The organism is Pseudomonas sp. NBRC 111130 (assembly GCF_001320485.1).
In the GTDB taxonomy this organism is placed as follows: domain Bacteria; phylum Pseudomonadota; class Gammaproteobacteria; order Pseudomonadales; family Pseudomonadaceae; genus Aquipseudomonas; species Aquipseudomonas vlassakiae.
Genome location: NZ_BCBG01000027.1, coordinates 42,146 through 66,725 on the forward strand (window position 1 = coordinate 42,146; position 24,580 = coordinate 66,725).

At 64.9% G+C, this 24,580-nt stretch carries 19 protein-coding genes; 9 read left to right on the forward strand and 10 right to left on the reverse strand.

What is annotated here, in order from left to right:
• Nucleotides 1-6: 6 nt before the first annotated feature.
• From APH33_RS14280 to APH33_RS27415, 8 genes are all read left to right on the forward strand, one after another.
• Nucleotides 7-267: a YeaC family protein gene (locus tag APH33_RS14280; RefSeq protein ID WP_054885767.1), complete on the forward strand. Its 261-nt coding sequence runs from the start codon at nt 7-9 to the stop codon at nt 265-267.
• Nucleotides 264-1,094, forward strand: a complete 831-nt coding sequence (locus APH33_RS14285) for a DUF2797 domain-containing protein (RefSeq protein ID WP_054885768.1) — start codon at nt 264-266, stop codon at nt 1,092-1,094. The genes APH33_RS14280 and APH33_RS14285 overlap by 4 nt, the downstream gene beginning before the upstream one ends.
• Nucleotides 1,095-1,107: 13 nt before the next feature.
• Entirely contained in the window at nt 1,108-3,765 is a 2,658-nt protein-coding gene (pepN, locus tag APH33_RS14290) for an aminopeptidase N (protein ID WP_054885769.1), read from the forward strand.
• A gap of 271 nt (nt 3,766-4,036) precedes the next feature.
• A complete protein-coding gene (locus APH33_RS14295; RefSeq protein ID WP_371263251.1) occupies nt 4,037-5,062 on the forward strand; it encodes a WD40/YVTN/BNR-like repeat-containing protein in 1,026 nt (341 codons plus the stop codon).
• Between the two features lie 20 nt (nt 5,063-5,082).
• Nucleotides 5,083-7,458, forward strand: coding sequence for an RND family transporter (locus APH33_RS14300; protein WP_054885787.1), 2,376 nt, complete (start codon nt 5,083-5,085; stop codon nt 7,456-7,458).
• Nucleotides 7,459-7,639: 181 nt separating this feature from the next.
• The gene (locus APH33_RS14305; protein WP_054885770.1) at nt 7,640-7,930 is read left to right on the forward strand and encodes a DUF5629 family protein; all 291 of its coding nucleotides are present in this window, start codon (nt 7,640-7,642) and stop codon (nt 7,928-7,930) included.
• Nucleotides 7,896-9,026 carry a lactonase family protein gene (locus APH33_RS14310; RefSeq protein ID WP_177332395.1) on the forward strand — a complete coding sequence of 377 codons (1,131 nt, stop codon included), beginning with the start codon at nt 7,896-7,898 and terminating at the stop codon, nt 9,024-9,026. The genes APH33_RS14305 and APH33_RS14310 overlap by 35 nt, the downstream gene beginning before the upstream one ends.
• 123 nt (nt 9,027-9,149) lie before the next feature.
• Nucleotides 9,150-9,326 (forward strand): hypothetical protein, encoded by a 177-nt coding sequence (locus tag APH33_RS27415; RefSeq protein ID WP_176510170.1) that lies wholly within the window; start codon nt 9,150-9,152, stop codon nt 9,324-9,326.
• Nucleotides 9,327-9,457: 131 nt separating this feature from the next.
• Here APH33_RS27415 and APH33_RS14315 read toward each other — a convergent pair whose 3' ends face one another.
• Genes APH33_RS14315 through APH33_RS14325 form a run of 3 tightly spaced genes read right to left on the reverse strand, consistent with a single transcriptional unit; the run spans nt 9,458 to nt 14,927 of the window.
• The gene (locus APH33_RS14315; protein ID WP_054885772.1) at nt 9,458-10,051 is read right to left on the reverse strand and encodes a glutathione S-transferase; all 594 of its coding nucleotides are present in this window, start codon (nt 10,049-10,051) and stop codon (nt 9,458-9,460) included.
• Nucleotides 10,048-13,692 (reverse strand): AAA family ATPase, encoded by a 3,645-nt coding sequence (locus APH33_RS14320; RefSeq protein WP_054885773.1) that lies wholly within the window; start codon nt 13,690-13,692, stop codon nt 10,048-10,050. The genes APH33_RS14315 and APH33_RS14320 overlap by 4 nt, the downstream gene beginning before the upstream one ends.
• On the reverse strand, nt 13,689-14,927 hold the full coding sequence (locus tag APH33_RS14325) for an exonuclease SbcCD subunit D C-terminal domain-containing protein (RefSeq protein ID WP_054885774.1): 1,239 nt from the start codon (nt 14,925-14,927) through the stop codon (nt 13,689-13,691). The genes APH33_RS14320 and APH33_RS14325 overlap by 4 nt, the downstream gene beginning before the upstream one ends.
• A 798-nt stretch (nt 14,928-15,725) precedes the next feature.
• Here APH33_RS14325 and APH33_RS14330 point away from each other — a divergent pair.
• Complete coding sequence (locus APH33_RS14330; protein ID WP_054885775.1) at nt 15,726-16,157, forward strand: DUF2628 domain-containing protein; 432 nt, start codon at nt 15,726-15,728, stop codon at nt 16,155-16,157.
• 137 nt (nt 16,158-16,294) lie between these two features.
• Here APH33_RS14330 and APH33_RS14335 read toward each other — a convergent pair whose 3' ends face one another.
• From APH33_RS14335 to APH33_RS14365, 7 genes are all read right to left on the reverse strand, one after another.
• On the reverse strand, nt 16,295-17,920 hold the full coding sequence (locus APH33_RS14335; protein ID WP_054885776.1) for a BatD family protein: 1,626 nt from the start codon (nt 17,918-17,920) through the stop codon (nt 16,295-16,297).
• Entirely contained in the window at nt 17,917-19,635 is a 1,719-nt protein-coding gene (locus tag APH33_RS14340; RefSeq protein WP_054885777.1) for a tetratricopeptide repeat protein, read from the reverse strand. Before APH33_RS14340 ends, APH33_RS14335 begins: the two co-directional genes overlap by 4 nt.
• Nucleotides 19,632-20,708, reverse strand: coding sequence for a VWA domain-containing protein (locus APH33_RS14345; RefSeq protein ID WP_054885778.1), 1,077 nt, complete (start codon nt 20,706-20,708; stop codon nt 19,632-19,634). The genes APH33_RS14340 and APH33_RS14345 overlap by 4 nt, the downstream gene beginning before the upstream one ends.
• Nucleotides 20,701-21,195, reverse strand: coding sequence for a DUF4381 domain-containing protein (locus APH33_RS14350; RefSeq protein ID WP_027919336.1), 495 nt, complete (start codon nt 21,193-21,195; stop codon nt 20,701-20,703). Before APH33_RS14350 ends, APH33_RS14345 begins: the two co-directional genes overlap by 8 nt.
• A complete protein-coding gene (locus APH33_RS14355) occupies nt 21,192-22,136 on the reverse strand; it encodes a DUF58 domain-containing protein (protein ID WP_054885779.1) in 945 nt (314 codons plus the stop codon). Before APH33_RS14355 ends, APH33_RS14350 begins: the two co-directional genes overlap by 4 nt.
• Before the next feature lie 3 nt (nt 22,137-22,139).
• Complete coding sequence (locus APH33_RS14360; protein WP_027919334.1) at nt 22,140-23,099, reverse strand: MoxR family ATPase; 960 nt, start codon at nt 23,097-23,099, stop codon at nt 22,140-22,142.
• A 147-nt stretch (nt 23,100-23,246) separates the two neighbouring features.
• Nucleotides 23,247-24,578, reverse strand: a complete 1,332-nt coding sequence (locus tag APH33_RS14365; RefSeq protein ID WP_054885780.1) for an MFS transporter — start codon at nt 24,576-24,578, stop codon at nt 23,247-23,249.
• Nucleotides 24,579-24,580: the final 2 nt, after the last annotated feature.

Here is a 24,580-nt window from a genome sequence, read left to right on the forward strand (position 1 = left end):
GACACTATGTCCACTTTCGCGCAAATGATCGAAAACATCACCCCGGAAATCTACCAGAGCCTGAAGCTGGCCGTGGAAATCGGCAAATGGTCGGACGGGCGCAAGCTCACCGCCGAGCAGAAAGAACTGTCGCTGCAGGCGGTGATCGCCTGGGAGATGAAGAACCTGCCCGAAGAGCAGCGCACTGGCTACATGGGCCCGCAGGAATGCGCGTCGAAGTCCGCCCCCATCGCCAACATTCTGTTCAAGTCGGACTCGGTACATTGATCGAACTCGCTCGTGGCTCTTTGAGCAAGATGGCGGTCAGCCTGCAGGCTCCGGTGGTGCAATACAGCTTCCGCCTGGATGACACTCAGGTGCCGGTCAACCCGCTGATCGGCCAGCGCCTGCGCCTGGAATACCTTGGCGCCATTCACTGCAGCCATTGCGGCAAGCGCACCAAGACCAGCTTCAGCCAGGGTTACTGCTACCCGTGCATGACCAAGCTGGCCCAGTGCGACGTGTGCATCATGGCCCCGGAAAAATGCCACTACGACGCCGGCACCTGCCGTGAACCGTCCTGGGGCGAACAGTTCTGCATGACCGACCATGTGGTGTACCTGGCCAACTCGTCGGGTATCAAGGTCGGTATCACCCGTGCCAACCAGCTGCCCACCCGCTGGCTCGACCAAGGGGCCAGCCAGGCCCTGCCGATCATGCGCGTGGCTACCCGCCAGCAATCGGGCCTGGTCGAAGACATCCTGCGCAGCCAGGTGCCGGACCGCACCAACTGGCGCACGCTGCTCAAGGGTGACGCCGAGGTACTCGACCTGCCGGCCATCCGCGAACGCATCTTAGATGCCTGTGCCGAGGGCCTGCGCGCGCTGCAGGACCGCTTCGGCCTGCAGGCGATCCAGCCACTGCCCGACGCCGAAGTGGTGCAGATGCGCTACCCGGTCGAGGCCTACCCGAAGAAGATCGTCAGCTTCAATCTGGACAAGGATCCGGTCGCCGAAGGCACGCTGCTGGGTATCAAGGGTCAGTACCTGATCTTCGACACCGGCGTGATCAATATTCGCAAGTACACGGCCTACCAGTTGGCCGTGCTCCAGTAAAAAGGACCTGCACATGCGTACCGAACAACCGCAAGTGATCTACCTCAAGGATTACCAGGCGCCCGAGTACCTCATCGACGAGACGCACCTGACCTTCGAGCTGTTCGAGGACCACACCCTGGTCCACGCGCAACTGGTCATGCGCCGCAACCCGGCACGCGGTGCCGGCCTGCCGCCGCTGGAGCTGGACGGCCAGCAGCTGGAGCTGCTGCGCGCCGCGCTGGACGATGTCGAACTGCAGGCGAGCGACTATCAGCTCGAAGCCGACAGCCTGACCGTTCACCCAAAGGCCGAACACTTCACCCTCGACACCAGCGTGAAGATCCACCCGGAAAGCAACACCGCACTGGAAGGCCTGTACAAGTCCGGCAAGATGTTCTGCACCCAGTGCGAGGCCGAGGGCTTCCGCAAGATTACCTATTACCTCGACCGCCCGGACGTGATGAGCAAATTCACCACCACGGTGATCGCCGAGCAGCATCGCTACCCGGTGCTGCTGAGCAACGGCAACCCGATCGGCAGCGGTCCGGCAGAAGACGGCCGCCACTGGGCGACCTGGGAAGACCCGTTCATGAAGCCGGCCTACCTGTTCGCGCTGGTGGCCGGTGACCTGTGGTGCGTCGAAGACAACTTCGTCCGCCAGTCCGGCCGCGACGTGACGCTGCGCATCTACGTCGAGCCCGAGAACATCGACAAGTGCGACCACGCCATGGTCAGCCTGAAGAAGTCCATGCGCTGGGATGAGGAAGTCTACGGTCGCGAGTACGACCTGGACATCTTCATGATCGTCGCGGTCAACGACTTCAACATGGGCGCCATGGAAAACAAGGGCCTGAACATCTTCAACTCGAGCTGCGTGCTGGCCCGCGCCGAAACCGCCACCGATGCCGCCCACCAGCGCGTCGAGGGTGTGGTCGCCCACGAGTACTTCCACAACTGGTCGGGCAACCGCGTGACCTGCCGCGACTGGTTCCAACTGTCGCTCAAGGAAGGCTTCACGGTGTTCCGCGATGCCGAGTTCAGCGCCGACATGAACTCGCGCACGGTCAAGCGCATCGAGGATGTCGCTTACCTGCGTACCCATCAGTTCGCCGAAGACGCCGGCCCCATGGCCCACCCGGTGCGCCCGGACAGCTTCATCGAAATCTCCAACTTCTACACCCTGACCGTGTACGAGAAGGGCGCCGAAGTGGTGCGCATGGTGCGCACCTTGCTGGGTGCAGACGGCTTCCGCAAGGGCAGCGACCTGTACTTCGAACGCCACGATGGCCAGGCCGTGACCACCGATGATTTCATCAAGGCCATGGAAGACGCCAACGGCGTCGACCTGGCCCAGTTCAAGCGCTGGTACAGCCAGGCCGGCACCCCGCGCCTGGAGGTCAGCGAAGCCTACGACGCCGCCGCGCAGACCTACAGCCTGACCTTCCGCCAGAGCTGCCCGCAGACCCCGGACAAGGCCGAGAAGCTGCCGTTCGTGATCCCGGTCGAACTGGGCCTGCTCGATGCCGAAGGCAACGACCTGCCGCTGCAACTGGCTGGCGAAGCTGCCGCCGCGGGCACCTCGCGTGTGCTGTCGGTGACCGAGGCTGTGCAGACCTTCACCTTCCAGGGCATCGCGGCCAAGCCGCTGCCGTCGCTGCTGCGCGGTTTCAGCGCCCCGGTCAAGCTGAGCTTCCCGTACGACCGTGACCAGCTGATGTTCCTCATGCAGCATGACAGCGACGGCTTCAACCGCTGGGAAGCGGGCCAGCAGCTTTCGGTGCAGGTGCTGCAGGAGCTGATCGGCCAGCATCAGCGCGGCAAAGCGCTGAAGCTCGACCAGCGCCTGATCACCGCCCTGGGTACTGTGCTGGGCAACGAATCGCTGGACCCCGCCATGGTCGCCGAAATGCTGTCGCTGCCAGGCGAGGCCTACCTGACCGAAATCAGCCAGGTGGCGGACGTCGACGCCATCCACGCCGCGCGCGAGTTCGCCCGCCAGCAGATCGCCGAGGAACTGTTCGACGCCCTGTGGGCGCGCTATCAGGCCAACCGCGAGGTGTCGCGCAACACCGCCTACGTGGCCGCCGCCGAACACTTCGCCCGCCGCAGCCTGCAGAACATCGCCCTGTCGTATCTAATGCAGAGCGGCAAGGCGCAGGTGCTGGAGGCGACCCTGGAGCAGTTCGAGCACTGCGACAACATGACCGAGCGCCTGACCGCGCTGGCCGTGCTGGTCAACTCGCCGTTCGAGGCCGAGCGTGCCAAGGCCCTGGAGACCTTCGCCGAGCACTTCAAGGACAACCCGCTGGTCATGGACCAGTGGTTCAGCGTGCAGGCCGCCAGCACGCTGCCGGGCGGGCTGGCGCGGGTCAAGGCGCTGATGCAGCACCCGGCGTTCACCCTGAAGAACCCGAACAAGGTGCGGGCGCTGATCGGTGCCTTTGCCGGGCAGAACCTGGTCAACTTCCATGCTGCCGATGGTTCGGGCTATCGCTTCCTGGCGGATTTGGTGATCGAGCTGAATGCGCTGAACCCGCAGATTGCCTCGCGCCAACTGGCACCGCTGACCCGCTGGCGCAAGTATGATGATGCGCGGCAGGTGCTGATGAAGGGCGAGCTGGAGCGGATTCTTGCGTCTGGCGCGCTGTCCAGTGATGTGTATGAAGTGGTGAGCAAGAGCCTGGCGTAAGCCTGGTAGATCCTGGGGCTGCTTTGCAGCCCTTTCGCGACACAAGGCCGCTCCTACAGGGGACTCGCATTTCCTTGTAGGAGCGGCCTTGTGTCGCGAAAGGGCCGCACAGCGGCCCCAGCTTTTTTGGCGGTTAACAAAACATAACGTCCCGTTCGTTGTAATCGCGCAACCTTCCCCGATACGATCCCCCAAGCCTCTAAGACAGGCTTTTCACAGCACAGACCCACCAAGAAAAACACAACAGGGGATGGTCATGAAGCAGCGGGTGATGACGCAGGCCAGGCGTGGTGCCTGGCCATTGGCGGCTGGCGCGATGCTGGCGCTGGCACTGGGGATGTGGGCTGACAGCGCGCAGGCCGCTGCGGCCGACGAATACTCTACCGAGTCAGCCAAGGCCAGCCAGAGCCTGCTGATCGGCGCCGCCCATGCCGGCAAGCGCCTGGTGGTGGTCGGTGATCGTGGCCACATTCTGTTCTCCGACGACCAGGGCAACACCTGGACCCAGGCCCGGGTACCCACCCGCCAGCTGCTTACTGCCGTGTTCTTCCTCGACGACAAGCGTGGCTGGGCGGTCGGCCACGATGCGCAGATCCTCGCCAGCAGCGACGGCGGCGCGACCTGGAGCAAGCAGTTCGAAGACCTGTCCCGTGAAGCGCCGCTGCTCGACATCACCTTCCTCGACGCCCAGCACGGCTTCGCCGTGGGGGCCTACGGCGCGCTGCTGGAAACCCGCGATGGCGGCCAGCATTGGCAGGACATCGCCGAACGCCTGGACAATCCTGATCAGCTGCACCTCAACGGCATTACCCGGGTGCGCGATGCCGGATTGTTCATCGTCGGTGAGCAGGGCGGCATGTACCGCTCCAGCGACGACGGCCAGACCTGGGCCAAGGTGCAGGGCCCATACGAGGGGTCGCTGTTTGGAGTGGTCGCTACCACCCAGGCGAAGACGCTGTTGGCCTATGGCCTGCGTGGCAACCTGTTCCGCTCCGCCGACTTTGGTGACAGCTGGCAGGCGATCACGCTCAAGGCCGACCGTGGCGAGCTCGAATTCGGCCTGGCAGGCGCTACGCTTGTCGAAGATGGCAGCCTGGTGCTGGTCGGCAATGGCGGCAGCGTGCTGCGCAGCACCGATGATGGCCAGACCTTCAGCGTCTACAACCGCAGCGACCGCATCGCCCTGGCCGGTGTCAGTGGCCTGGCCAATGGTGGTTTGCTGCTGGTGGGGCAGGGCGGTGTGCACCTGGCCAACGCCGAAGGTGCAGAACCGGCTGCCGGGGAGGTGCGTCCATGACCAGCAGGGAGAGCATTACCATGCACCCGCACCATCAGGACAAGGCCACGCTGCTCGAACGCCTGATCTTCAACAACCGCCCGGTGGTCATCGCCCTGTGCCTCTTGGTCAGCATCTTCCTGTTCTGGCAGGCCACGCAGATCCGCCCCTCGACCAGCTTCGAGAAGATGATCCCGCTGCAGCACCCGTTCATCGAACAGATGATGGAGCACCGCAACGACCTGGCCAACCTCGGCAACACCGTGCGCATTTCGGTCGAGGCGGTCAACGGCGACATCTTCGACAAGGACTACATGGAAACGCTGCGGCAGATCCATGACGAGGTGTTCTACATCCCCGGGGTCGACCGCGCCGGCCTCAAGTCGCTGTGGAGCCCCAGCGTGCGCTGGAGCGAGGTCACCGAGGAGGGCTTCTCCGGCGGCGAAGTCATCCCCAACACCTACAACGGCTCCCAGGACAGCCTCGACACCCTGCGCGACAACGTGCTCAAGTCCGGCCAGGTCGGGCGCCTGGTGGGCAACAACTTCAAGTCCAGCATCGTCGACGTGCCGCTGCTGGAGAGCTTCCCCGACCCGCAGGACCCTGGCAAGCAGGTCAAGCTCGATTACCAGCAGTTCTCGCACCAGCTGGAAGAGAAGATCCGCGACAAGTTCCAGGCACAGAACCCCAACGTGAAGATCCACATCATCGGCTTCGCCAAGAAGGTCGGCGACCTGATCGACGGCCTTGTCATGGTGGCGATGTTCTTCGGCGTGGCCCTGGTGATCACCTGGGTCCTGCTGTACTGGTTCACCTGGTGCATCCGCAGCACCATCGCCGTGCTCATCACCACCCTGGTGGCGGTGGTCTGGCAACTGGGCCTGATGCATGCCGTGGGCTTCGGCCTTGACCCGTACTCGATGCTGGTACCGTTCCTGATCTTCGCCATCGGCATTTCCCACGGGGTACAGAAGATCAACGGCATCGCCTTGCAGTCGAGTGACGCCGACAATGCCTTGACCGCCGCCCGGCGCACCTTCCGTCAACTGTTCCTGCCGGGAATGATCGCCATCCTCGCCGACGCCGTGGGCTTCATCACCCTGCTGATCATCGACATCGGCGTGATCCGCGAACTGGCCATCGGCGCGTCCATCGGTGTGGCGGTGATCGTGTTCACCAACCTGATTCTGCTGCCGGTGGCCATTTCCTACGTCGGCATCAGCAAGAAGGCCATCGAGCGCAGCAAGAAGGACGCGACCCGCGAGCATCCGTTCTGGCGCCTGCTGTCGAACTTTGCCAGCGCCAAGGTGGCCCCGGTGTCCATCACCCTGGCGCTGATCGCCTTTGCCGGCGGTCTGTGGTACAGCCAGAACCTGAAGATCGGCGACCTTGACCAGGGCGCGCCGGAGCTGCGCCCGGATTCGCGTTACAACCAGGACAACAACTTCATCATCAGCAATTATTCGACCAGTTCCGACGTACTGGTGATCATGGTCAAGACACCGGCAGAGAGCTGCTCGATCCACTCGACCATGGCGCCGATCGACGAGCTGATGTGGACCATGCAGAACACCCCCGGCGTGCAGTCGGCGATCTCCCTGGTGACCGTGTCCAAGCAGGTGATCAAGGGCATGAACGAGGGCAGCTTGAAGTGGGAGACGCTTTCACGCAACCCGGACATCCTCAACAACTCCATCGCCCGCGCCGACGGCCTGTACAACGCCGACTGCTCGCTGGCGCCGGTGCTGGTGTTCCTCAACGACCATAAGGCCGAGACCCTGGAGCGTGTCACTGCGGTGGCCAAGGCGTTTGCCGACAGCCATGACAAGGAGGACCTGCAGTTCCTGCTGGCGGCGGGTAACGCCGGGATCGAGGCGGCCACCAACGAAGTGATCAAGTCGGCCGAGCTGACCATCCTGATCCTGGTCTACCTGTGCGTGGCGGTGATGTGCATGATCACCTTCCGCTCGTTCGCCGCGACCCTGTGCATCGTGCTGCCGCTGGTGCTGACTTCGGTATTGGGTAACGCGCTGATGGCGTTCATGGGCATCGGCGTCAAGGTCGCCACTTTGCCGGTGGTGGCCCTGGGCGTGGGTATCGGCGTGGACTACGGTATCTACATCTACAGCCGCCTTGAAAGCTTCCTGCGTGCCGGCCTGCCGTTGCAGGAGGCTTACTACCAGACCCTGCGCTCGACCGGTAAAGCGGTGCTGTTCACCGGCCTGTGCCTGGCGATCGGCGTGTGCACCTGGATCTTCTCGGCGATCAAGTTCCAGGCCGACATGGGGTTGATGCTGACCTTCATGTTGCTGTGGAACATGTTCGGCGCGCTGTGGCTGCTGCCAGCACTGGCGCGGTTCCTGATCAAGCCGGAGAAGATGGTGGGCAAGGAGGGGGGCTCCATTTTCGCCCATTGAATCGCTGGGGGCCGCTTCGCGGCCCTTTCCGACCGGTCCGGCGCCCCGGCAAGGCCGCTCCCACAGGAGATCGCATGATTTCAAATGGATGCGATCTTCTGTGGGAGCGGCCTTGTGTCGCGATGGGCTGCAAAGCAGCCCCAGGGGTTATAATCCCGGCACATCCCTTACAGGTACCCCCATGTCTCCCCTCGCCACCGCCCTCGCATCCTGCGACATGCTCCTGATCGACGGCCTGCACGCCTTCGACTTCACCTGCGACGAATCCGGCCTGACCATCGAGTGCATGGACGGCCGCCAACTTCGCCGCTGGTCCTTCACCCCCGAGCAGATCGCTGCCGCCGTCGGTGCCAATGATGAATGGCAACTCAACGATGCTCAGGGCGAGCATCGTCTAGTCTGTATGAGTGCCTTTCGCGCCCCGGATGAAGACGACGATGAACCCGATCTGGACGAGCCTGCTGACCGCTAGCCTGATGAGCCTGACAATCACCGCCCACGCCGCCACGTTGCTGGTGGGCAGCTACACCGATGGCCAGAGCCAGGGCATCTACCGTTACGCGTTCGACAGCAAGACCGGGCAGATCGACCCGACGCCGCAACAGGTGGTCAAGAGCGTCAGTCCGTCGTGGCTGGTGCTGTCAGCCGACCAGCGCCAGTTGTTCGCGGTCAATGAAACCCCGAACGGCCAAGTCAGCAGCTTCAGCGTCAGCGCCAAGGGCGAGATCAAGCCGCTGAACCAGGTGGCCAGCCGTGGTGATGAACCGACCCATGCCAGCCTGAGCCGTGACCAGCGCTACCTGTTCGTGGCCAACTACGCCGTTGCCCCCGACCCGGGCGGCAGCCTGGTGGTGATCCCGGTGGCCAAGGACGGCAAGCTCAAGGACGTGGTCCAGCAGCTGCAGCACACGCCCAGCAAGGTCAACCTTGAGCGCCAGGCCGGAGCCCACGTGCATTCGCTGGTGCTGTCACCGGATGGCCTGCATGTGTATGCCTGCGACCTGGGCGCCGACAAGGTCTTCATCTATCGCTACGACGGTGCCAGCGCCGATCACCCACTGACCCCGGCGATCCCGGCGTCGGTGGACCTGCCGCCCGGCAGCGGGCCGCGGCATCTGCTGTTCGATGCCAAGGGCCGGCATGCCTACCTGACGCTGGAAATGAGCGGCGAAGTGGTGATGTTCGACGTCAAGGACGCTGCCTTGCTGGAGCGTCAGCGCCTGCCGCTGACCGAGCAACAGGATGCCGCCGCCAAGGCTTCGGGTGGCCTGCACCTGTCGGCGGACGGGCGCTTCCTGTATGTCAGCAACCGCGGCACGGCGAACGAGATCGTGGTGTTCAGCGTGGGTAAGGACGATGGCCAGCTGACCTTCCTGCAGCGCCGTTCGGTGGAAGGCGACCACCCGCGGGAGTTCGCCCTGGACCCGAGCGACAACTTCCTGCTGGTGGCCAACCAGAAGAGCAACCAGATCGTGGTCATGCGCCGCGACCCGCGCAGCGGCAAGCTTGGCGAGACGGTGCAGAACTTCAAGCAGGATGCGCCTTCGGATCTCAAGTTCATCGATTGACTATCGATAGCGGTGATAACCCTTACCAGCGCAATGAATTTCTGCGGGCGACCTCAGCGGCGTAAGTTTGACCCAAGGCCCAAGCGGCTGAACGTCAAACCACATCTGTCGAGGTCAGCCACCATGAACTTCAATCTCTTCCCTGTGATTGCCGCATCTGCCATCTCCGCTTCCGTCGTGCTGCCGGCCCATGCCCATGCCGATACCCGCAAGGCCACGTCCACCCACAGCTACACCGAGCAGTACCTGCGCCAGAGCGCCAACTTTCATGCGGCCTTGAGTGGCAAGCACAGCCACTGATTGAGGCCTTGCACGGTCACTGTGGGAGCGGGCATGCCCGCGAAGCAGACACCGCGGTGTGTGGCACCGGCGTTGCCGGTGTTCGCGGGCGAGCCCGCTCCCACAGAGACCGAGTTGCAGCCTGAAGCGCTTTAGCGAGCCATGACCGAGTTGAAGAGCTCCGAAGCCAACCACCCCTCCAGCCAGCTCCGCACTTGCGGATAAGCCGCCTCGGCGAACCACTGCGGTTCGACCCCGGCAAACTGGCGCATCAGGGGCAACAGGGCGGCATCGGCCAGGCTCGGGTGAGCGGCCAGGAGGTACGGCCGGCCTTCGAGCAATTGTTCCAGCTCCGCCAGCCAGGCTTCGGCCTGCTGGCGATAGTGCTGGCGGGAATACTCAGGGTAGCGCTCGGCGTACTTGTACAGGTTCACCTGCGCCTTGAACGTGCTGTCATTGCGGGCAATCAGTACCTCGGCATGCTGTGCGGCGGCCGGGTCGGCGTGCAGGCGCCAATCCTGTGGGTCGTGTTGCTCGAGCGCCCAGCGCATGATGTCGAGGCTCTCTTCCAGTACCGCGGCGCCGGTATCCAGTACCGGCACCGTGCCCTTGGGTGACAAGGCCAGCAGTTCTGCCGGCTTGTTCTTCATCGCCACCTCGACAATCTCTACCGCGCAGCCGGCATAGCGCAGCGCCAGGCGCGCACGCATCGCCCACGGGCAGCGGCGGAACGAGTAGAGGATCACCCGCACACCTCCACGTCGCTCAGGCCATTGCCCTGGCGGCGCACCTGGATCTGCACCGGAATGCGCTCGTGCATCTCCTGCACGTGAGAGATCACCGCGACCTTGCGGCCTTGCGCCTGCAGGCCGTCGAGGGCGTCCATCGCCAGTTGCAGCGACTCAGGGTCGAGGCTGCCGAACCCTTCGTCGATGAACAGCGACTCGATGCGCAGGGTGCTCGAGGCCATCGATGCCAGGCCCAGGGCCAGGGCCAGCGAGACCAGGAACGTTTCACCGCCAGACAGCGAGTGCACCGAGCGCAGCTCGTCGCCCATCTCGGTGTCCAGCACCAGCAGGCCCAGGGCGCTGCCACCGCGCTTGAGGCGATAGCGGCGCGCCAGCTGGCGCAGCTGGGCGTTGGCGTGATGTAGCAGCAGGTCGAGGTTGTAGCCTTGGGCGATCTTGCGGAACACGTCGCCCGAGGCCGAGCCGATCAGCGCGTTCAGCCGCGCCCAGCGCTGCCATTGCTGGTGGGCCTGCTCGATTTCCCCGGCCAACGCCTGGCTCGCCTGCTGGCGACGCTGATCGTCGGCCTGCTGCGCGCGCAATTCGGCGCATTGCTGCTCATGGCCGGCCAAGCGCTCGCGCAGTTCGCCCAGCGCTTGCTCAAGGTCTTCGGCCGACGATTCGACGGTCATCTGCGCGGCGTGTTGCTGCAGGCGCTGGTCGCGCTCCTGGAGCAGCACACGGCTCTGCTCGACGGCCTTCTCGGCAAGTTGCAGGCGCTGGCGCAGCTCGCCCAACTGGGCGTCGTCGATAGCCAACAGGCGATCCAGCCCGGCGTCGTCCAGCTCTGGATGCTCGGCACGCCACTGGGCGATGTCGCCCTGCAGCTGCTGGTACTCGCTTTCCAGTACCTGCTGTTGCTGGGTATTGGCCTTGATTTCACTGGCCAGCTGCACGCCCTGGGTGCGCAGATCCTGCAGGTGCTGGGCGGTTTGCGCATCGATGGCACGGGCCTGCTCCAGCTGGCTGTCCATGTGCTGGTGCCAGGCTTCGGCGCTGGCCTGCTCACCGAGCAGCTCGGCCAGCGCGGCCTGGGCCTGCTGACGTTGGCTTTCGAGGGCGGCGAGCTGCTGCTGCACGTGTGCCAGGGTTTGCTCGCGGGCTTGCTGCTGATCGCGCAGCTTGTCCAGTTGCACCTGGCGTGCCTGCAGTTCTTCCTGCTCGTCCTTGCGCTGCTCCAGTTGCTGCAGCCGCTGGGCGATTTGCTGGTCGAGGGCCAGGAAAGCGTTGGCCGGATCATCGCCGAGGGCTTTGAGCACATCACCCGGCAGCACGTTGGCCAGGCCGTCCAGGCCCTGCCTAAGCTGTTGTTCATCGCTGGCCAAGGCCTGGTGCTGCTGGTCGAGATGGCGCTGGGCCTGCTGTTGGGCCTCCTGCGCCGCCTGCAGTTGCTGGTTGAGGCGCGCGGCATCCTTTTGCAGGGCAAGCAGGGCACTCTGGCGCTTCTCGTCCTTGCCGATCTCTTCGTCCAGGCGCCGCAGCTGGCTGTCGAGCCAGGCGCTGCGGGCCTTGTCGTCCTGCGGGGCGAGGGCGGGCCAGAGGCTGTGCGACTGCAGCTGGGCCACCAGCGGTTGTACCTGTTCGGCAAGTTGCTGCTGTTGCTGTTGATGGTCCTTGAGCTGAGCGTTGACCACGCCCAGCTGGGTGCGCAGGTCGACCAGCTTGCCGTTGAGGGTTTCGACCTGTTTCTGCGCGGTTGCTTCTTCAGCATGGTCATGGCGACCGAGGCTTTGCAGCAGGGCCTCGGGTTGATGGAACGGGTGTTCGGCACTGCCACATACCGGGCAGGGCTCGCCGTCGCGCAACTGGGCGCGCAGCTCTTCGACGCTGTTAGTGCGCGCCAGGCGCTGGCGCTCCAGCAACTGCCGAGTGAGGTTGAGCGCCTGTTCGGCAGCTTCCTGCTCGGCCTTGGCCGCAGTGCCTTCGCCGATCAGTTGCTGGCGTTGCTGCATGGCCTGCTGCTGACGCTCACGCAGGGCATCGAGCTGCTGGCGCAGTTCCTGTTCACGGCCGTGCAGGCGCGAAAGTTCTTCGACGGCGCGTTGCTGCTTGCGGTTGTCCTGCAGCATGTTGCCGAGCAGGTCGATCTGTTCGGCCAGGGCCTGTGGTTCGGCCTTGGCTTCGCGGAACAGCAGCTCGAAGTGCTCGCGCAGGGCCTGCAATTGAACATTGGCCTGGCTGGCCTGGGCCTGCAGGCCAGGCAGCTCTTCCCGGCCCTTGGCCAGGCGGCCACCGATCAGCATCACCTGCTTGAGTTGTGGCAGGTAGGCCTGCCAGGCATTGGCCAGGCCGGCCAAATGCTGGCTGTCGGCCAGGGCGCTGTCGATCTGGGCCAGTTGCTGCTGGCTGCGCTGCTGGTTTGCTTCCATTTGCTGCAGTTGCTGCTGGCCTTCGGCAAGCTGCTGGGTGGCCAGCTCGCAGGCGCTACGCTGCCCCGCCAGTTCCTGGTCAAGACGTATCAGGTGGTCCTGGGCTGCGAAGGCCTGGCGCAGGCGCGGGGCATTTTCGCTGTGCAAGGCCTGGCGTTGTGCCAGGGCCTCCTGAGACGCCAGCGATGCGTGTTCCAGCTCCACGGTGCGCCTTTGCAATTCGGTTTGCTGGCGCTGTTGCTCGGCTATTTGTGCCACCAGTGGTGCCAGTTGCGCGCCGAGCGTCTGCTGCCGGTGGAACTGGTGGCGCTGCGGCGCCAGGCGCTCCAGGCGTTGCAGGTCGAGGCGTTGCTCAGCCAGCTGTTGCCAGTCTTGTTCGGCTGCTTGAAGGGTGGCGCTGGCTTCGCCGTGCTGGGCCTGCAGCTGACGTTGTTCATTGAACCAGTTGCGTTGCTGCTCGAGTTGGCGCTCGCCGGCCTGGTCGGCCTTGAACTGCTGCAATGCCTGTTCCAGGCGCTGGTCGAGTTCGGCGCGGGCCTCTGCGGCCATCGGCAGGAGGTGGCTGGCACGCTCCTTGAGGGCGTTGTAGGTGTCTGCAGCTTCCCGCGCCTTGCTGAAGGCACGTTGGCCGAGGCGGGTATAGATGGCGGTGTTGGTGAGCTTTTCCAGTAGCTCGCTGCGTTCTTTGTCGTCGGCCTTGAGGAAGGCGCCGAACTCACTTTGTGCCAGCATCACCGCGCGGGTGAACTGCTCGAAATTCAGGCCCAGGCGGGCTTCGATCAGTTGCTTGTATTCGTTCTTGCCGCTGCCCAGCAGCTGTTCGCTGTCCAGGTCATACAGGCTCTGGCGGCTCAACTGCAGCTTGCCGTTGGCCTTGTCGCGGGCGCGGTTGGCTTCCCAGCGGGCGCGGTAGCGGTGGCCGTCGATGCCGACGAAGTCGACTTCAGCAAAGCCGCTGCCGGTGCCCCGGCGCAGCAGGTTGCGCGGGTCGGACGTGGGGATTTCACCGTCGGCATCCGGCACCTTGGCTTCGCGGGCGATGTCGCTCAGGCGCGGCACGGTACCGAACAAGGCCAGGCACAGGGCATCGAGCAGGGTGCTCTTGCCGGCGCCGGTAGGCCCGGTGATGGCGAACAGGCCGGCGCTGGCCAGGGGCTCGGCGGTGAAGTCGATATCGACCGGGCCGACCAGGGATGCCAGGTTCTTCAGGCGGATGGCGAGAATCTTCATGGCTGTTCCTCTTCCAGCTGGACGTCCTGCAGCAGCAGGGCGAAATCGGCCAGGGCCTGCTCGTCGACGGGGTTGCCGTAGGCCTGTTCCCAGGCGCGGCTGAACAGGTCCTGTGGGGTCATCTGCGCCAACTCGACGAATTGCAGGTCGTCGTCTTCGCTGTTGGTGCGGCCGGCGTATTCGGCGCTGATGCGGATCAACCGTACGGCCTTGCCCTGAAGCGCGGTTTCGATCTGCTGGCGCAGGTCGGGTTGCGGCTCGTCGAGAACCACCCGCACCTCCAGCCAAGGCTGACGGTTGGGGTCTTCGAGCAGGTCGATCACCGGCAGCTCGGCCAGTTGTTCGAGCAGTTCGCCGAGCGGCGCCGGGCCGACCCGCTGCAGGGCCACCGCACGCGGCACCGGGCGCGGCTCGACGCTGACCAGCTCGCTGCCCTCGAGTTCGACTTCCAGTACCTGGTGCGGGTAGTTGATTTCGGCGAACGACAGCGGGATCGGCGAGCCGCTGTAGCGGATGCGGTTTTCGCGGTTGACCTTCTGCGGCTTGTGCAGGTGGCCGAGCGCCACGTAGCTGATCGACTTGTCGAACAGCTTGGCTGGCAGTGCCTCGGCATTGCCGATGATCAGGCTGCGCTCGGAGTCTTCGGACACCGCGCCACCGGCCATGTGGGCGTGGCTGATGGCGATCAGCGCCTGGTCCTTCTTGCGTTTCTTCTGCGCCGCGCCAATCAGTTGCTGGTGCACCTGGGTGATGCCTTGCAGGTAGTCGTCGCCCAGCTGCGGGCCGGTCACTTCGGCCGGGCGCAGGAAGGGCAGGGCCAGGCACCAGGCAGCGACCTTGCCACGGCCATTGGTCAGCGGGATCAGCAGGCGCTCGGCGTCCAGTTGGCCTTCGTCGAGCCAATGCACCCGGCCCAGCGCGTGGGTGCGCAGGCGGCGCATGAGTGCCGCCGGCAATTCGATACGCGAGCCGGAGTCGTGGTTGCCGGCGATCATCACGATGTCCAGCTTCGGTTGCTGCTCGTGGGCCTGGACGATGAAGTCGTAAAGCCGCTCCTGGGCTTTGACCGGCGGGTTGACCGTGTCGAAGATGTCGCCAGCGATCAGCAGCGCGTCTGGCTGGCGCAGGCGCAGCTGGCCGAGCAGCCAGTCGAGGAAGCAAGCGTGTTCGAAGTCGCGTTCCTGGCCGTGCAGGCTTTGGCCCAGATGCCAGTCGGAGGTGTGAAACAGACGCATGGATGACCTGTTGGTGTCGAGTCAGCAAGCCGGGGCTTGGCTTGGGAGGTGGGCGTTGCGCAAGGGCGGTATGGTAACTCAAGCTTGCGTCGGGGTGCATGGCAGTGCGGATAGGCCGATGAACAACTGGCAACCGTGATGCGGTCATTGTTCTGCAACAGCGCTCGCCTGGCATTTTTGTCAGTTGCCTTGCTGTTGTTGATGGCTGAAAAATTGTGCTTGGGCAATTTACCTATCTCAGCCGCATGATGCGAGGCGACGGCAAACCTGGCACAGGTCTATACGGTGTACGGGTACTGCGCACGACCCGGCAAAAAGACTGCACTTGGTTTCAATGGTGAACGGCTGGTCGTTGAGTTGGCAAGTTACCTCTTGGGCAACGGTTATCGTGCCTTGCCTTTGTACGAGCAGCAACTAACCATCGCTCAAGACTTGGCGAAGACCAAATACAATCACTTACCCAAAAGAAAAAAATTGGAGTTTGACAGTTCGCGAGACACTGAGACGCCCATGATGGATGCGCTCGGCAACTTTGATAATCCTTTACTGCCAGTGTTGCGCATTGTCCATGTCGCTAAGTCGGTAGGGAGTGACCCCGCTTCGCCTGTCCAAACGGCTGCACAACTTCGAGCGGGAGAGTCAGTGGTTTGAACTGTTCATCGTGTTACGGCCGTTTCGTGACTTGGCTCTCACGCTACCCGAGTTGCAGGCTTGCCCTTGAACCAATCTTGAACTAGCCTCGGAACCGGCCAAATTCCAGGCCATTCACACCCACGGACGATCATCACGGAGCTCCCCATGGAAGGCATCCCGCAAACCCAATCCAGCACTGGCAACCTCAAGCCGAAATGGCAGGAGCGTTTCGCTTTCTTCGATCAGCACGGCAGCCCGAGCAGCGCCGCCTACAAGGCCGCCCTGAAAGCTGCGCCCTTCGGCAAAAGGCTGCTGATCGGAATGAACTTCATCGCCTTCTTCTTCGGCCCTATCTACTTGTTTGTGCTGGGTCTGTGGAAAAAGAACTTGTCCCTGCTGGGGATCATTGTGGCGATCACCTTGGTGATCGAGATTTTCCAGAATGTGACTGGCATCGTCATGCCGAAGGCGCTGGATACTGGCATCAACGTGGCGTTCAACGTGATGTACGGGATTCTCACCAACTATGCTTATTACCTGAAGCAGACCACGGGCAAGCAAGGCTGGAACCCGTTCGAGGGCTTGCGTTTCATTTGAAGGCTTTGTAGCGCGCGAAAGGGCTTAGAGGTGCCTGGCGGGAGAGACTCAGCGCCTGTGAGATCGAGCGCCGCGCGGGCGGCGCTCGATCTCAAGAGCGCTGAAGATCCCAAGGCATGACTTCCAAACCCAAACCCTCACTTCGGATAAAGCGGCGGCAAACTCCCACTCTCGCCCGCAGGCAACAATACCTGCTCCGCCGGCGGAATCGTGCCGATCGCCCGCCACAGATCCTCCCCCTGCCAATACTGCCCACTCTCGCTATAAAGCGCCCCGTTCAACCCGTCCAGCGCATCCGACAACGGCACGAACCGCGCCGCCATCTCAGCCAGGGTCTCCGGCTGCTGCCGCGCCCAGGCATCGAGCGCCTGGCGGGTAGCCTGTGGGTCGTTGGCCTGGCATGCGCGCTTGAGGTCATCCAGCAAAGTACGCGGGCTCGGCCCGTTCTGCGCAGCACGCAACACCGCTGGTTGCGAGCGGGCGCGCCACCACAGGGCGAAACCGAGCACAGTGGTCAGGGCGAACAGCAGGGTGGCGAGCTGCCAGGGCCACAGCAGCTGATTCGCACCGCCAAGGTCGCCAACCGGGGAGTCGGCGCTCAGCGCCGGGTTGTCTAACACATCCAGCATGCGCGCCGGCAGGCTGCTCTGCTCCAGATGGTCTTCGCGGGTGTTCCACCAAGTGACTTCCACGGCCGGCAGGGCCAGCTTGCCGCTGTGGGTCGGCACCAGCGCTTCACGCTCTTCGCGGTTGGCAGTCATGCCGCGTTCGTTGATCTCGTTGCGCAGCACCGGCTGATCCGGGTAGCGGCGCAGGCCGACGATCTCGGTGGCGGGCAGTTGTGGCAGCTGGGTGCTCGACAGGCCTTCGGCGCGCAGGGTGATGCTGCGCGTCAATGAGTCGCCAATCTGAGGTTGCTGGCTCGCCGGGTCTGGATTCCAGTGTTCTTCCAGGCTCAGGCCTCGCGCCGGCAGCCAGGGCACGTTGGCCGGCCAGGCAGCGGGGATGGGGCGTACTGCCAGGCGTAGCGGCAGCGAACTGACCTGCACCTGGCGGCCGACCCGGGCGGTGCTGGCAGGTTGCTGGCTGTTGTCGGCGGCGGTGGCAGTGAAGGTCAGCGGCGGGATGTCCAGGTCGCCGCTCTGCTGCGGGTACACCGCGTAGCGGGTTTCGATCACCCCGTGGCGCACACCGTTGATTTCCTTCTCGTAAGTGCGCGACTCACCCAGCGGCTCGACCTTGGCATTCTCCAGCTGCAGTGGGCTCAGGCTGCTGTCGTCGTACAGCGACACCGAGTGGTAGATGCGCAGGGTCAGCACGGCCTGTGCCTGGACGTACACCTCGTTGCTGTCCAGGGTGGCTTCGACGAAGACTTGCGAGGCGACTTCCGGGCGGCTGCTGTCGGCCTGCAGCACTTGCAGGTCGATGGCCTGGCTGTGCGACTGGCCCAGTTGCAGTTCGGGAATACGCAGGCTGCCGCTGCGCCGGGGCAGCAGGGTAATGATCCAGCGGGTGCTGGCGCGGGTTTCGCCGTCGAGGGTGTGCAAGCTGTTCAACTGGCGCGTGCCGCGCACTTCGAAGTCGCCTTCCAAGGCACGCAAATCAGGCTTGCCGAACTGGGTCACGTCCTGGCTTTCGAGGGTCAGTTCGAGGGTTTCGCCGGCCTCCAGGCGCGTGCGGTCGACGCTGGCCTGCAGCGTGGGTAGGGCCTGGGCCATGATGGCCCACAACAGGCCAAGAACAAAGACGCCGAAGCGACTCATCGTGTGTTTTCCTGATGCAATTGCTGTTCATACCAGAATTTGCGCCGCAACAGCTCCGCCGGGTTGTCGGGGATCTCGCGCAGCCATTGTTCCAGAGCCTGACGCTGCTCGGCATCGAGGCTGGTCGATACCGGGCGCTGCGGCGGCTGGGTGATGCTGTCGTCATCGCCGCCCTGGTTGCCAGGCGCCGCCTGGCTGTTGTTGCTGCCTTCACCGGGTTGTTCGGCGCTGGCCTGTTCTTCGCTCGCAGGCGTGCCCTGGGCAGGGCTGCTGGCCGAACTGCTGTTGCCTTCGGTTTCGCTGCCCGGAGTGCCTTGGGCGTCGCTCTCGGCCGGTTGTTCCTCGGCCTGGGCCTCGCGTTGCTGCAGCAACTGTTGCACCAGCGCCTGGTTGGCCAGTGCCGGCTGCAGGTCGGGCTGGCGCTCCAGGGCCTGTTCGTAGGCATCCAGGGCGGCTTCCAGCTCGCCGCTACGGGCCAGGGCATTGCCTCGATTGTAGTGGGCTGCGGCGCTGTCGCCCTGGGCGAAGGCTTCGGCGGCAGCGGCGTAGTCGCCGGCCTGGTACAGCGCCATGCCGCGCCATTGCGGGTCCTGGAAATGCCGGGCGGCGTCTGCCGGGCGCTGCTTGCCCAACAGCATCTGGCCCTGTTGATCGGGGCGCAGCCACAGGTCGTTGAACTCGAAGGCCTGGCTCGGTTGTGGCAGGGCCAGCAGCAGCGGCAGGCAGAACAGCCAGCCGCGGCGCCCGGCACAAGCGGCCAGCAACAACAATGGCAGCAACAGCCAGTAGCCCTGGTCGGCCCAGCTGTCCAGCTGCAGGGTCTGGCCGGCATCGTGCAGGCGGCGCGGGTTGTCGAACAGGCCAAGGCCGCGCAGGTCGAGGTCGTCGATGCGGGCATGGCGGTAGCGCCCGCCGGTGCCGCTGATGAAGGCCTTGAGGCTGGCACTGTCGAGCCGTGGCAGGAGGATGCCCCCCTGGTCATCCTTGAGGTATTCGCCATTGGCCTGGCGCACTGGCGCGCCGTCGCCGGTGCCGATGCCAAGCATCAGCAGGCTCGGGCCCTGGCGGCCGAGGGCCTGGCTGATGCCCTGGCGCTCCGCTGCGCTCAGCGCCGAGCCGACCAGCAGCAGACGGCCCTGGCCGAGGCCGCTCTGCGCCAGCAGGGCCAGGCCTTTTTGCACGGCCAGGTCGGCGCGTTGGCCCGGTTTGGGCATGATCGATGGGTCGATGGCTTCCAGCAGGTTGCGCGTGGTGCCGAGGTCATCCGACAGCGGCACCAGCGTGTGCGCACTGCCGGCGTAGACGATCAGCGCGGTCTGGCTGTCGTTGCGGTGTTCGAGCAAGTCGAGGATCTTGCGTCGCGCCTGTTCCAGGCGGTTGGGCGTAACATCCTCGGCCAGCATCTGCGGGGTCAGTTCGAGCAGGATCACCAGCGGGTCGGCGGGGCGCTGGCGGGTTTCTTCCAGGCGCTGCCAGCTCGGCCCGAGCAGGGCCAGCACCACCAGCAACCAGGCCAGGCCCAGGGCCACCCAGGGCAGCTTGCTGTTGCTGCCGCTGCCACCGCCGAGCAGCACCGGGTGGAACGCTGGCGGCAGGATCATCTGCCAGCGCCCGGCACGTTTGCGCCGGTGCCAGAGCTTGAACAGCAGCCAGCCGAGCAGGGGCACGACCAGCAGCCAGAGCGGGCGCAACCATTGTGGCCAGAGATCGATCATCGCCGTTTCCTCAGGCGCAGGCGTTTCAGGCGCTGGCGCCATTCCGGATGGGGTTGCAGGAAGCGGGGTCTGCGCAGCACCTTGTGCAGCAGGTTGTCGGGCCATTGCACTGCCACCACCAGCAACACGCTGAGCAGCAGGGCCAAGGCCAGCGGCCAGGCATACAGGGCTTTGGCCGTACGCGCTTGGGTTGGCTGCTGGGCCACCGGTTCAAGCTGGTCGAGGGTATCGCCGATGGCGTTCAGCTCAGCGCCGTCATGGGCGCGGAAGTAGGCGCCGTGGGTGATTTCGGCAATCTCCCTGAGTGACGCTTCGTCGAGGTCCAGGCTCGGGTTCAGGCCGAGCAGGCCGGGGGTACCGCTGGCCTCGGGGTTGGCGCCGATACCAATGGTATAGATGCGCACGTCTTCCTGGGCAGCCAGGCGGGCGGCTGTCAGTGGGTGGATCTGCCCGCCGTTGTTGGCACCATCGGTGACCAGCACCAGTACCCGGCTTTGCGCCGGGCGCTGGCGCAGGCGCTTGACCGCCAGGCCGATGGCGTCGCCGATGGCGGTGTTCTTGCCGGCGATGCCGATCTGCGCCTCGTCGAGGAAGGTGCGCACGGTGCGCCGGTCGAAGGTCAGCGGGGCTTGCAGGTAAGCCTGGCTGCCAAACAGGATCAAGCCGACACGGTCGCCTTCGCGGTCTTGCAGGAAGTCGCCGAGCAGTGCCTTGACCAGGTCGAGGCGGCTGATGTCTTCGTCTTTCCACTGCATGTCGGGGAAGTCCATCGAGCCCGAGACATCCACTGCCACCAGCAGGTCGCGGCCACTGGAGGCCACCGGCACCGGCTCGCCAAGCCATTGCGGGCGCGCGGCGGCCAGCAGCAGCAACAGCCAGATCACCACATACGGTGCCTGTTGGCGCAGGGTCGGCAGGTTCAGCCGTGCGCGGCGCCCGGCCAGGCCCTCCAGTTCGTCGAGGAAACCGACCTTGAGCACCGGCTCGCCGCTGTCGGCGGCGGGCAGCAAAAGGCGCGCCAGCCACGGTAGCGGCAGCAACACGAAGATCCACGGCCAGGCCAGCTCAAACATGTTTGCGAATCCAGGTTTCGACCGCCTGGCTGAGCCCGACGATAGCCTTGTCGTCGAGCTTGCACTCGGGCTTGTAGGCGCCTTCGACCAGCACCATCCAGCGGGTCAGGCCGGCGGCCGGGCAGCGGTTGTCGAGAAAGGCCAGCCACTGGCGGCCGTTCAAGGTATGGCTGTTGGCACCGGGGTAGTGGTTGCGGCACAGGCGCTTGAGCAGGGCGTTGATCTGCTGCAGCCAGGCGCCGGCCGGTGCGCCGTCGTAGGGGCGCGGCAGGCGGGCGAGTTCGGCCAGCGCTTCCAGGCGCACCGGGTCGAGCGGCAACTCGGCGCGTACCACCGGGCGCTTGCCCGGCCGCCAGCGGCGCAACCGCCACAAGCCCCAGACCAGCAGCGGCAACAGCGCAAGCAACAGCCACCAGCCCGGTGCCGGCGGCCACAGGCCGATCGCTGGCGGTGCGATCAGCGGTTGCAGCTGGTCCAGCGGGTTCACTGGCCACTCCCGGGGCGCTGGGCGTTCAGGTATTCGCGCAGTTGTTCGATCATCTCGCTCTGGGTGCTCAGCGGCATCAGCAGCACGCGCAGCTTCTGAGCCATCAGCTCCCAGCGCTCGATGCGAGCTTCGGCCTGGTGACGGTAAGCCTGGCGCAGGTTGGCGTCCAGGGTGTCAAGCTCCAGCTGCGCGCCGCGTTGGGCGAAGCGCAGCAGGCCGGCGGCGGGCAGGGCGTGGTCGAGCGGGTCGGACACCGGCATCAGCAGCAGGTCGCAATGGCGCGAGAGCATGGCCAGGTGTTGCTCGGCCTGGGCGCTGAGCGAGCGTTCGTCGCAGATGACAATGGCCAGGCTGCCAGGGCGCAACACCTCACGGGCGCGGCGCAGGGCCAAGCCAAGGCTGTCGGCCTGGGGCGCGGCTTCGGTGTGCAGGGCCTGGTTGACCTTGGCCAGGCGGTTGAGCAACTGCAGCAGGCTCTGCTTGCTGCGCCGGGGTTTGATCTCGTGGTGCTCGTTATCGCCGAACACCAGCCCGCCGATACGGTCGTTGTGGCCCAGCGCGGCCCAGCCGAACAGCGCGGCAGCTTCGGCTGCGAGCACCGACTTGAACATCAGTCCCGAGCCGAAGAACAGGCGCTGGCTCTGCTCGACGAGGATGAAAATCGGCCGTTCGCGTTCTTCGTGGAACAGCTTGGTGTGCGGTTCCTGGGTGCGTGCGGTGACGCGCCAGTCGATGTTGCGTACATCGTCACCGGCCTGGTACACGCGCACCTGGTCGAAGTCCACGCCCCGCCCGCGCAGTTTGGAATGGTGCAGGCCGACCAGCGGGCTGCGCTGGCCAGGGCGGGAAAACAGCTGGATCTCGCGCACGCGGTGGCGCATGTCGATCAGTTCGGCGAGGCCGATGCGGATGCCGGGTTCGGCCTGCAGCGCGGTGGGCATGGGTCAGGCGACGGCCACGACGTCGAGGATGCGCTGGACCACGCGGTCCTGATCGATCCCTGCGGCTTCGGCTTCGAACGACAGGATGATGCGGTGGCGCAGCACATCGAACAGCACCGCCTGGATGTCCTCGGGGCTGACGAAGTCGCGCCCGGCCAGCCAGGCATGGGCACGGGCGCAGCGGTCAAGCGCGATCGAGCCGCGCGGGCTGGCACCGTAGGCGATCCAGTCGGCCAACTCGGCATCGAACTTGGCCGGGGTGCGGGTAGCCATCACCAGTTGCACCAGGTATTCCTCCACGGCGTCGGCCATGTACAGGCCGAGGATTTCCTTGCGTGCGGCAAAGATTGCCTGCTGGCTGACCCGACGCTCGGGCTTCACTTCGCCGCCCAGTGCTTCGCCACGGGCCTGGGCGAGGATACGGCGCTCTACGGCGGCATCGGGGAAGCCGATCTTCACGTGCATCAGGAAGCGGTCGAGCTGGGCTTCGGGCAGCGGGTAGGTGCCTTCCTGCTCAATCGGGTTCTGTGTGGCCATCACCAGGAACAGCGGCGACAGGTCGTAGGTGCTGCGGCCCACGCTGACCTGGCGTTCGGCCATGGCTTCGAGCAGCGCCGACTGCACCTTGGCCGGGGCACGGTTGATTTCATCGGCCAGCACCAGGTTATGGAAGATCGGCCCCTGCTGGAACACGAAGCTGCCGGTTTCCGGGCGATAGATCTCGGTGCCGGTGATGTCGGCGGGGAGCAGGTCGGGGGTGAACTGGATGCGATGGAACTGCGCCTCGATGCCTTCGGCCAGCTCTTTGATGGCCTTGGTCTTGGCCAGACCCGGGGCCCCTTCGACCAGCATGTGGCCGTCGGCCAACAGCACGATCAACAGCCGCTCGACCAGCTTCTCCTGGCCTAGGATCTGGGAGGAAAGAAAGGTGCGCAGCGCGATCAGCGCTTCACGGTGTTCCATCGGTGGCGGTTCCTGGGTTTGCGCCAGGTCGCGGACGACCTGGCAGGGGCTGATACTTTAATCTATCCAGGGGGGCGCCGACCAATGAAGGGCGGGATTTTTATCGCTGCCACAGTCGCTGCAGGGCGCGCCCGCACGCTTATCGGCTCAGTTCTTCGAGGCGGAGTGCTTGCGCCCCTGGTCGCACAGGGCGAACACTACGACCAGCACCCCGGCGATTGCCAGGATCAGCGCTACACCATCGGTGGAATGGGTCGCCGAGCCGGCCACCAGGGCCAGGCCGCCCAGCGGTGCCAGGCCACCGGCCACCGCCGTGCCGATCTCACGGCCTGTACCGAAGCCCGAGGCGCGCGTTTGGGTCGGGAACTGGCGGCTGAGGAACGAACCTTGCGGGGCGAACATCATCGGCGCGAGGATGCCGGTGCCGATCGCGATGGCGATGTAGATCTGGGTGGGCTCACCGGTGCCCAGCAGCTGCAGGAACGGGTAGGCGAACACTGCCGACAGGACCCCGCCTAGCATCAGCACGGTCTTGCTGCTCCAGCGGTCGCACAGCCAGCCGAAGAACGGCACGGCGAATATCGCCACGAGGCTGGCGATGGTCACCGACAGCGAGGTGACATGCGCCTCCACGCCCTTGAACTGGGTCAGGTAGGCCAGCGAGAAGGTCTTGAAGATGTAGCTCAGGGCGTTGTAGCCGATGGCCACGAAGAACACCACGGCCAGGCCCTTGAGGTCGTTCCTGAACAGCAGTTTCAATGGCGACACCTGTGGCTTGCTGCTGTCGGCCTTGTCCAGCTCCTTGAAGTCCGGTGTCTCCGGGATGCTCTTGCGCACCCACAGGCCGATCGCCACCAGGGCGATGCTGGCGATGAACGGGATGCGCCAGCCGCCGGCCAGGAGGAATTCGTTACCGTTCATGGTCAGCAGGTACACCGTCAGCGACGACAGCAGCAGCCCCAGGTTCAGCCCCAGCGCCGGCCAGGCGCCCTGGCTGCCGCGCTTGCCTTCGCTGGCATGTTCATAGGAGGTCACCGCCGCGCCGGACAGCTCGGCACCCGCGCCCAGGCCCTGGATGATGCGGATCACCACCAGCAGGATCGGTGCCCAGATGCCGATGCTGGCGTAGCTTGGGATCAGCCCGATCAGCGCCGTGCACACGCCCATCATGCAAAAGGTGATCACCAGCACATGCTTGCGCCCGAAACGGTCGCCCAGGTAGCCGAACAGAATGCCGCCGAAGGGGCGGGCAATGAAGCCGATGGCGAAGGTGGAGAAGGCCAGCAGCGAGGCCACCGCCGGGTTGCTGGCATCAAAGAAGATCTTCGAAAACACGATCGCGGCCATCGTCGCGTAGAGGTAGAAGTCGTACCACTCCAGCATCGAGCCGAAGATGGTCGCCGCCGCCACCTTGCGCAGGCGCTTGCGTTGCTGTTGCGGGGTCTCGTGCGCGGCCGGGGCCGCCTCATGTACCGACATGG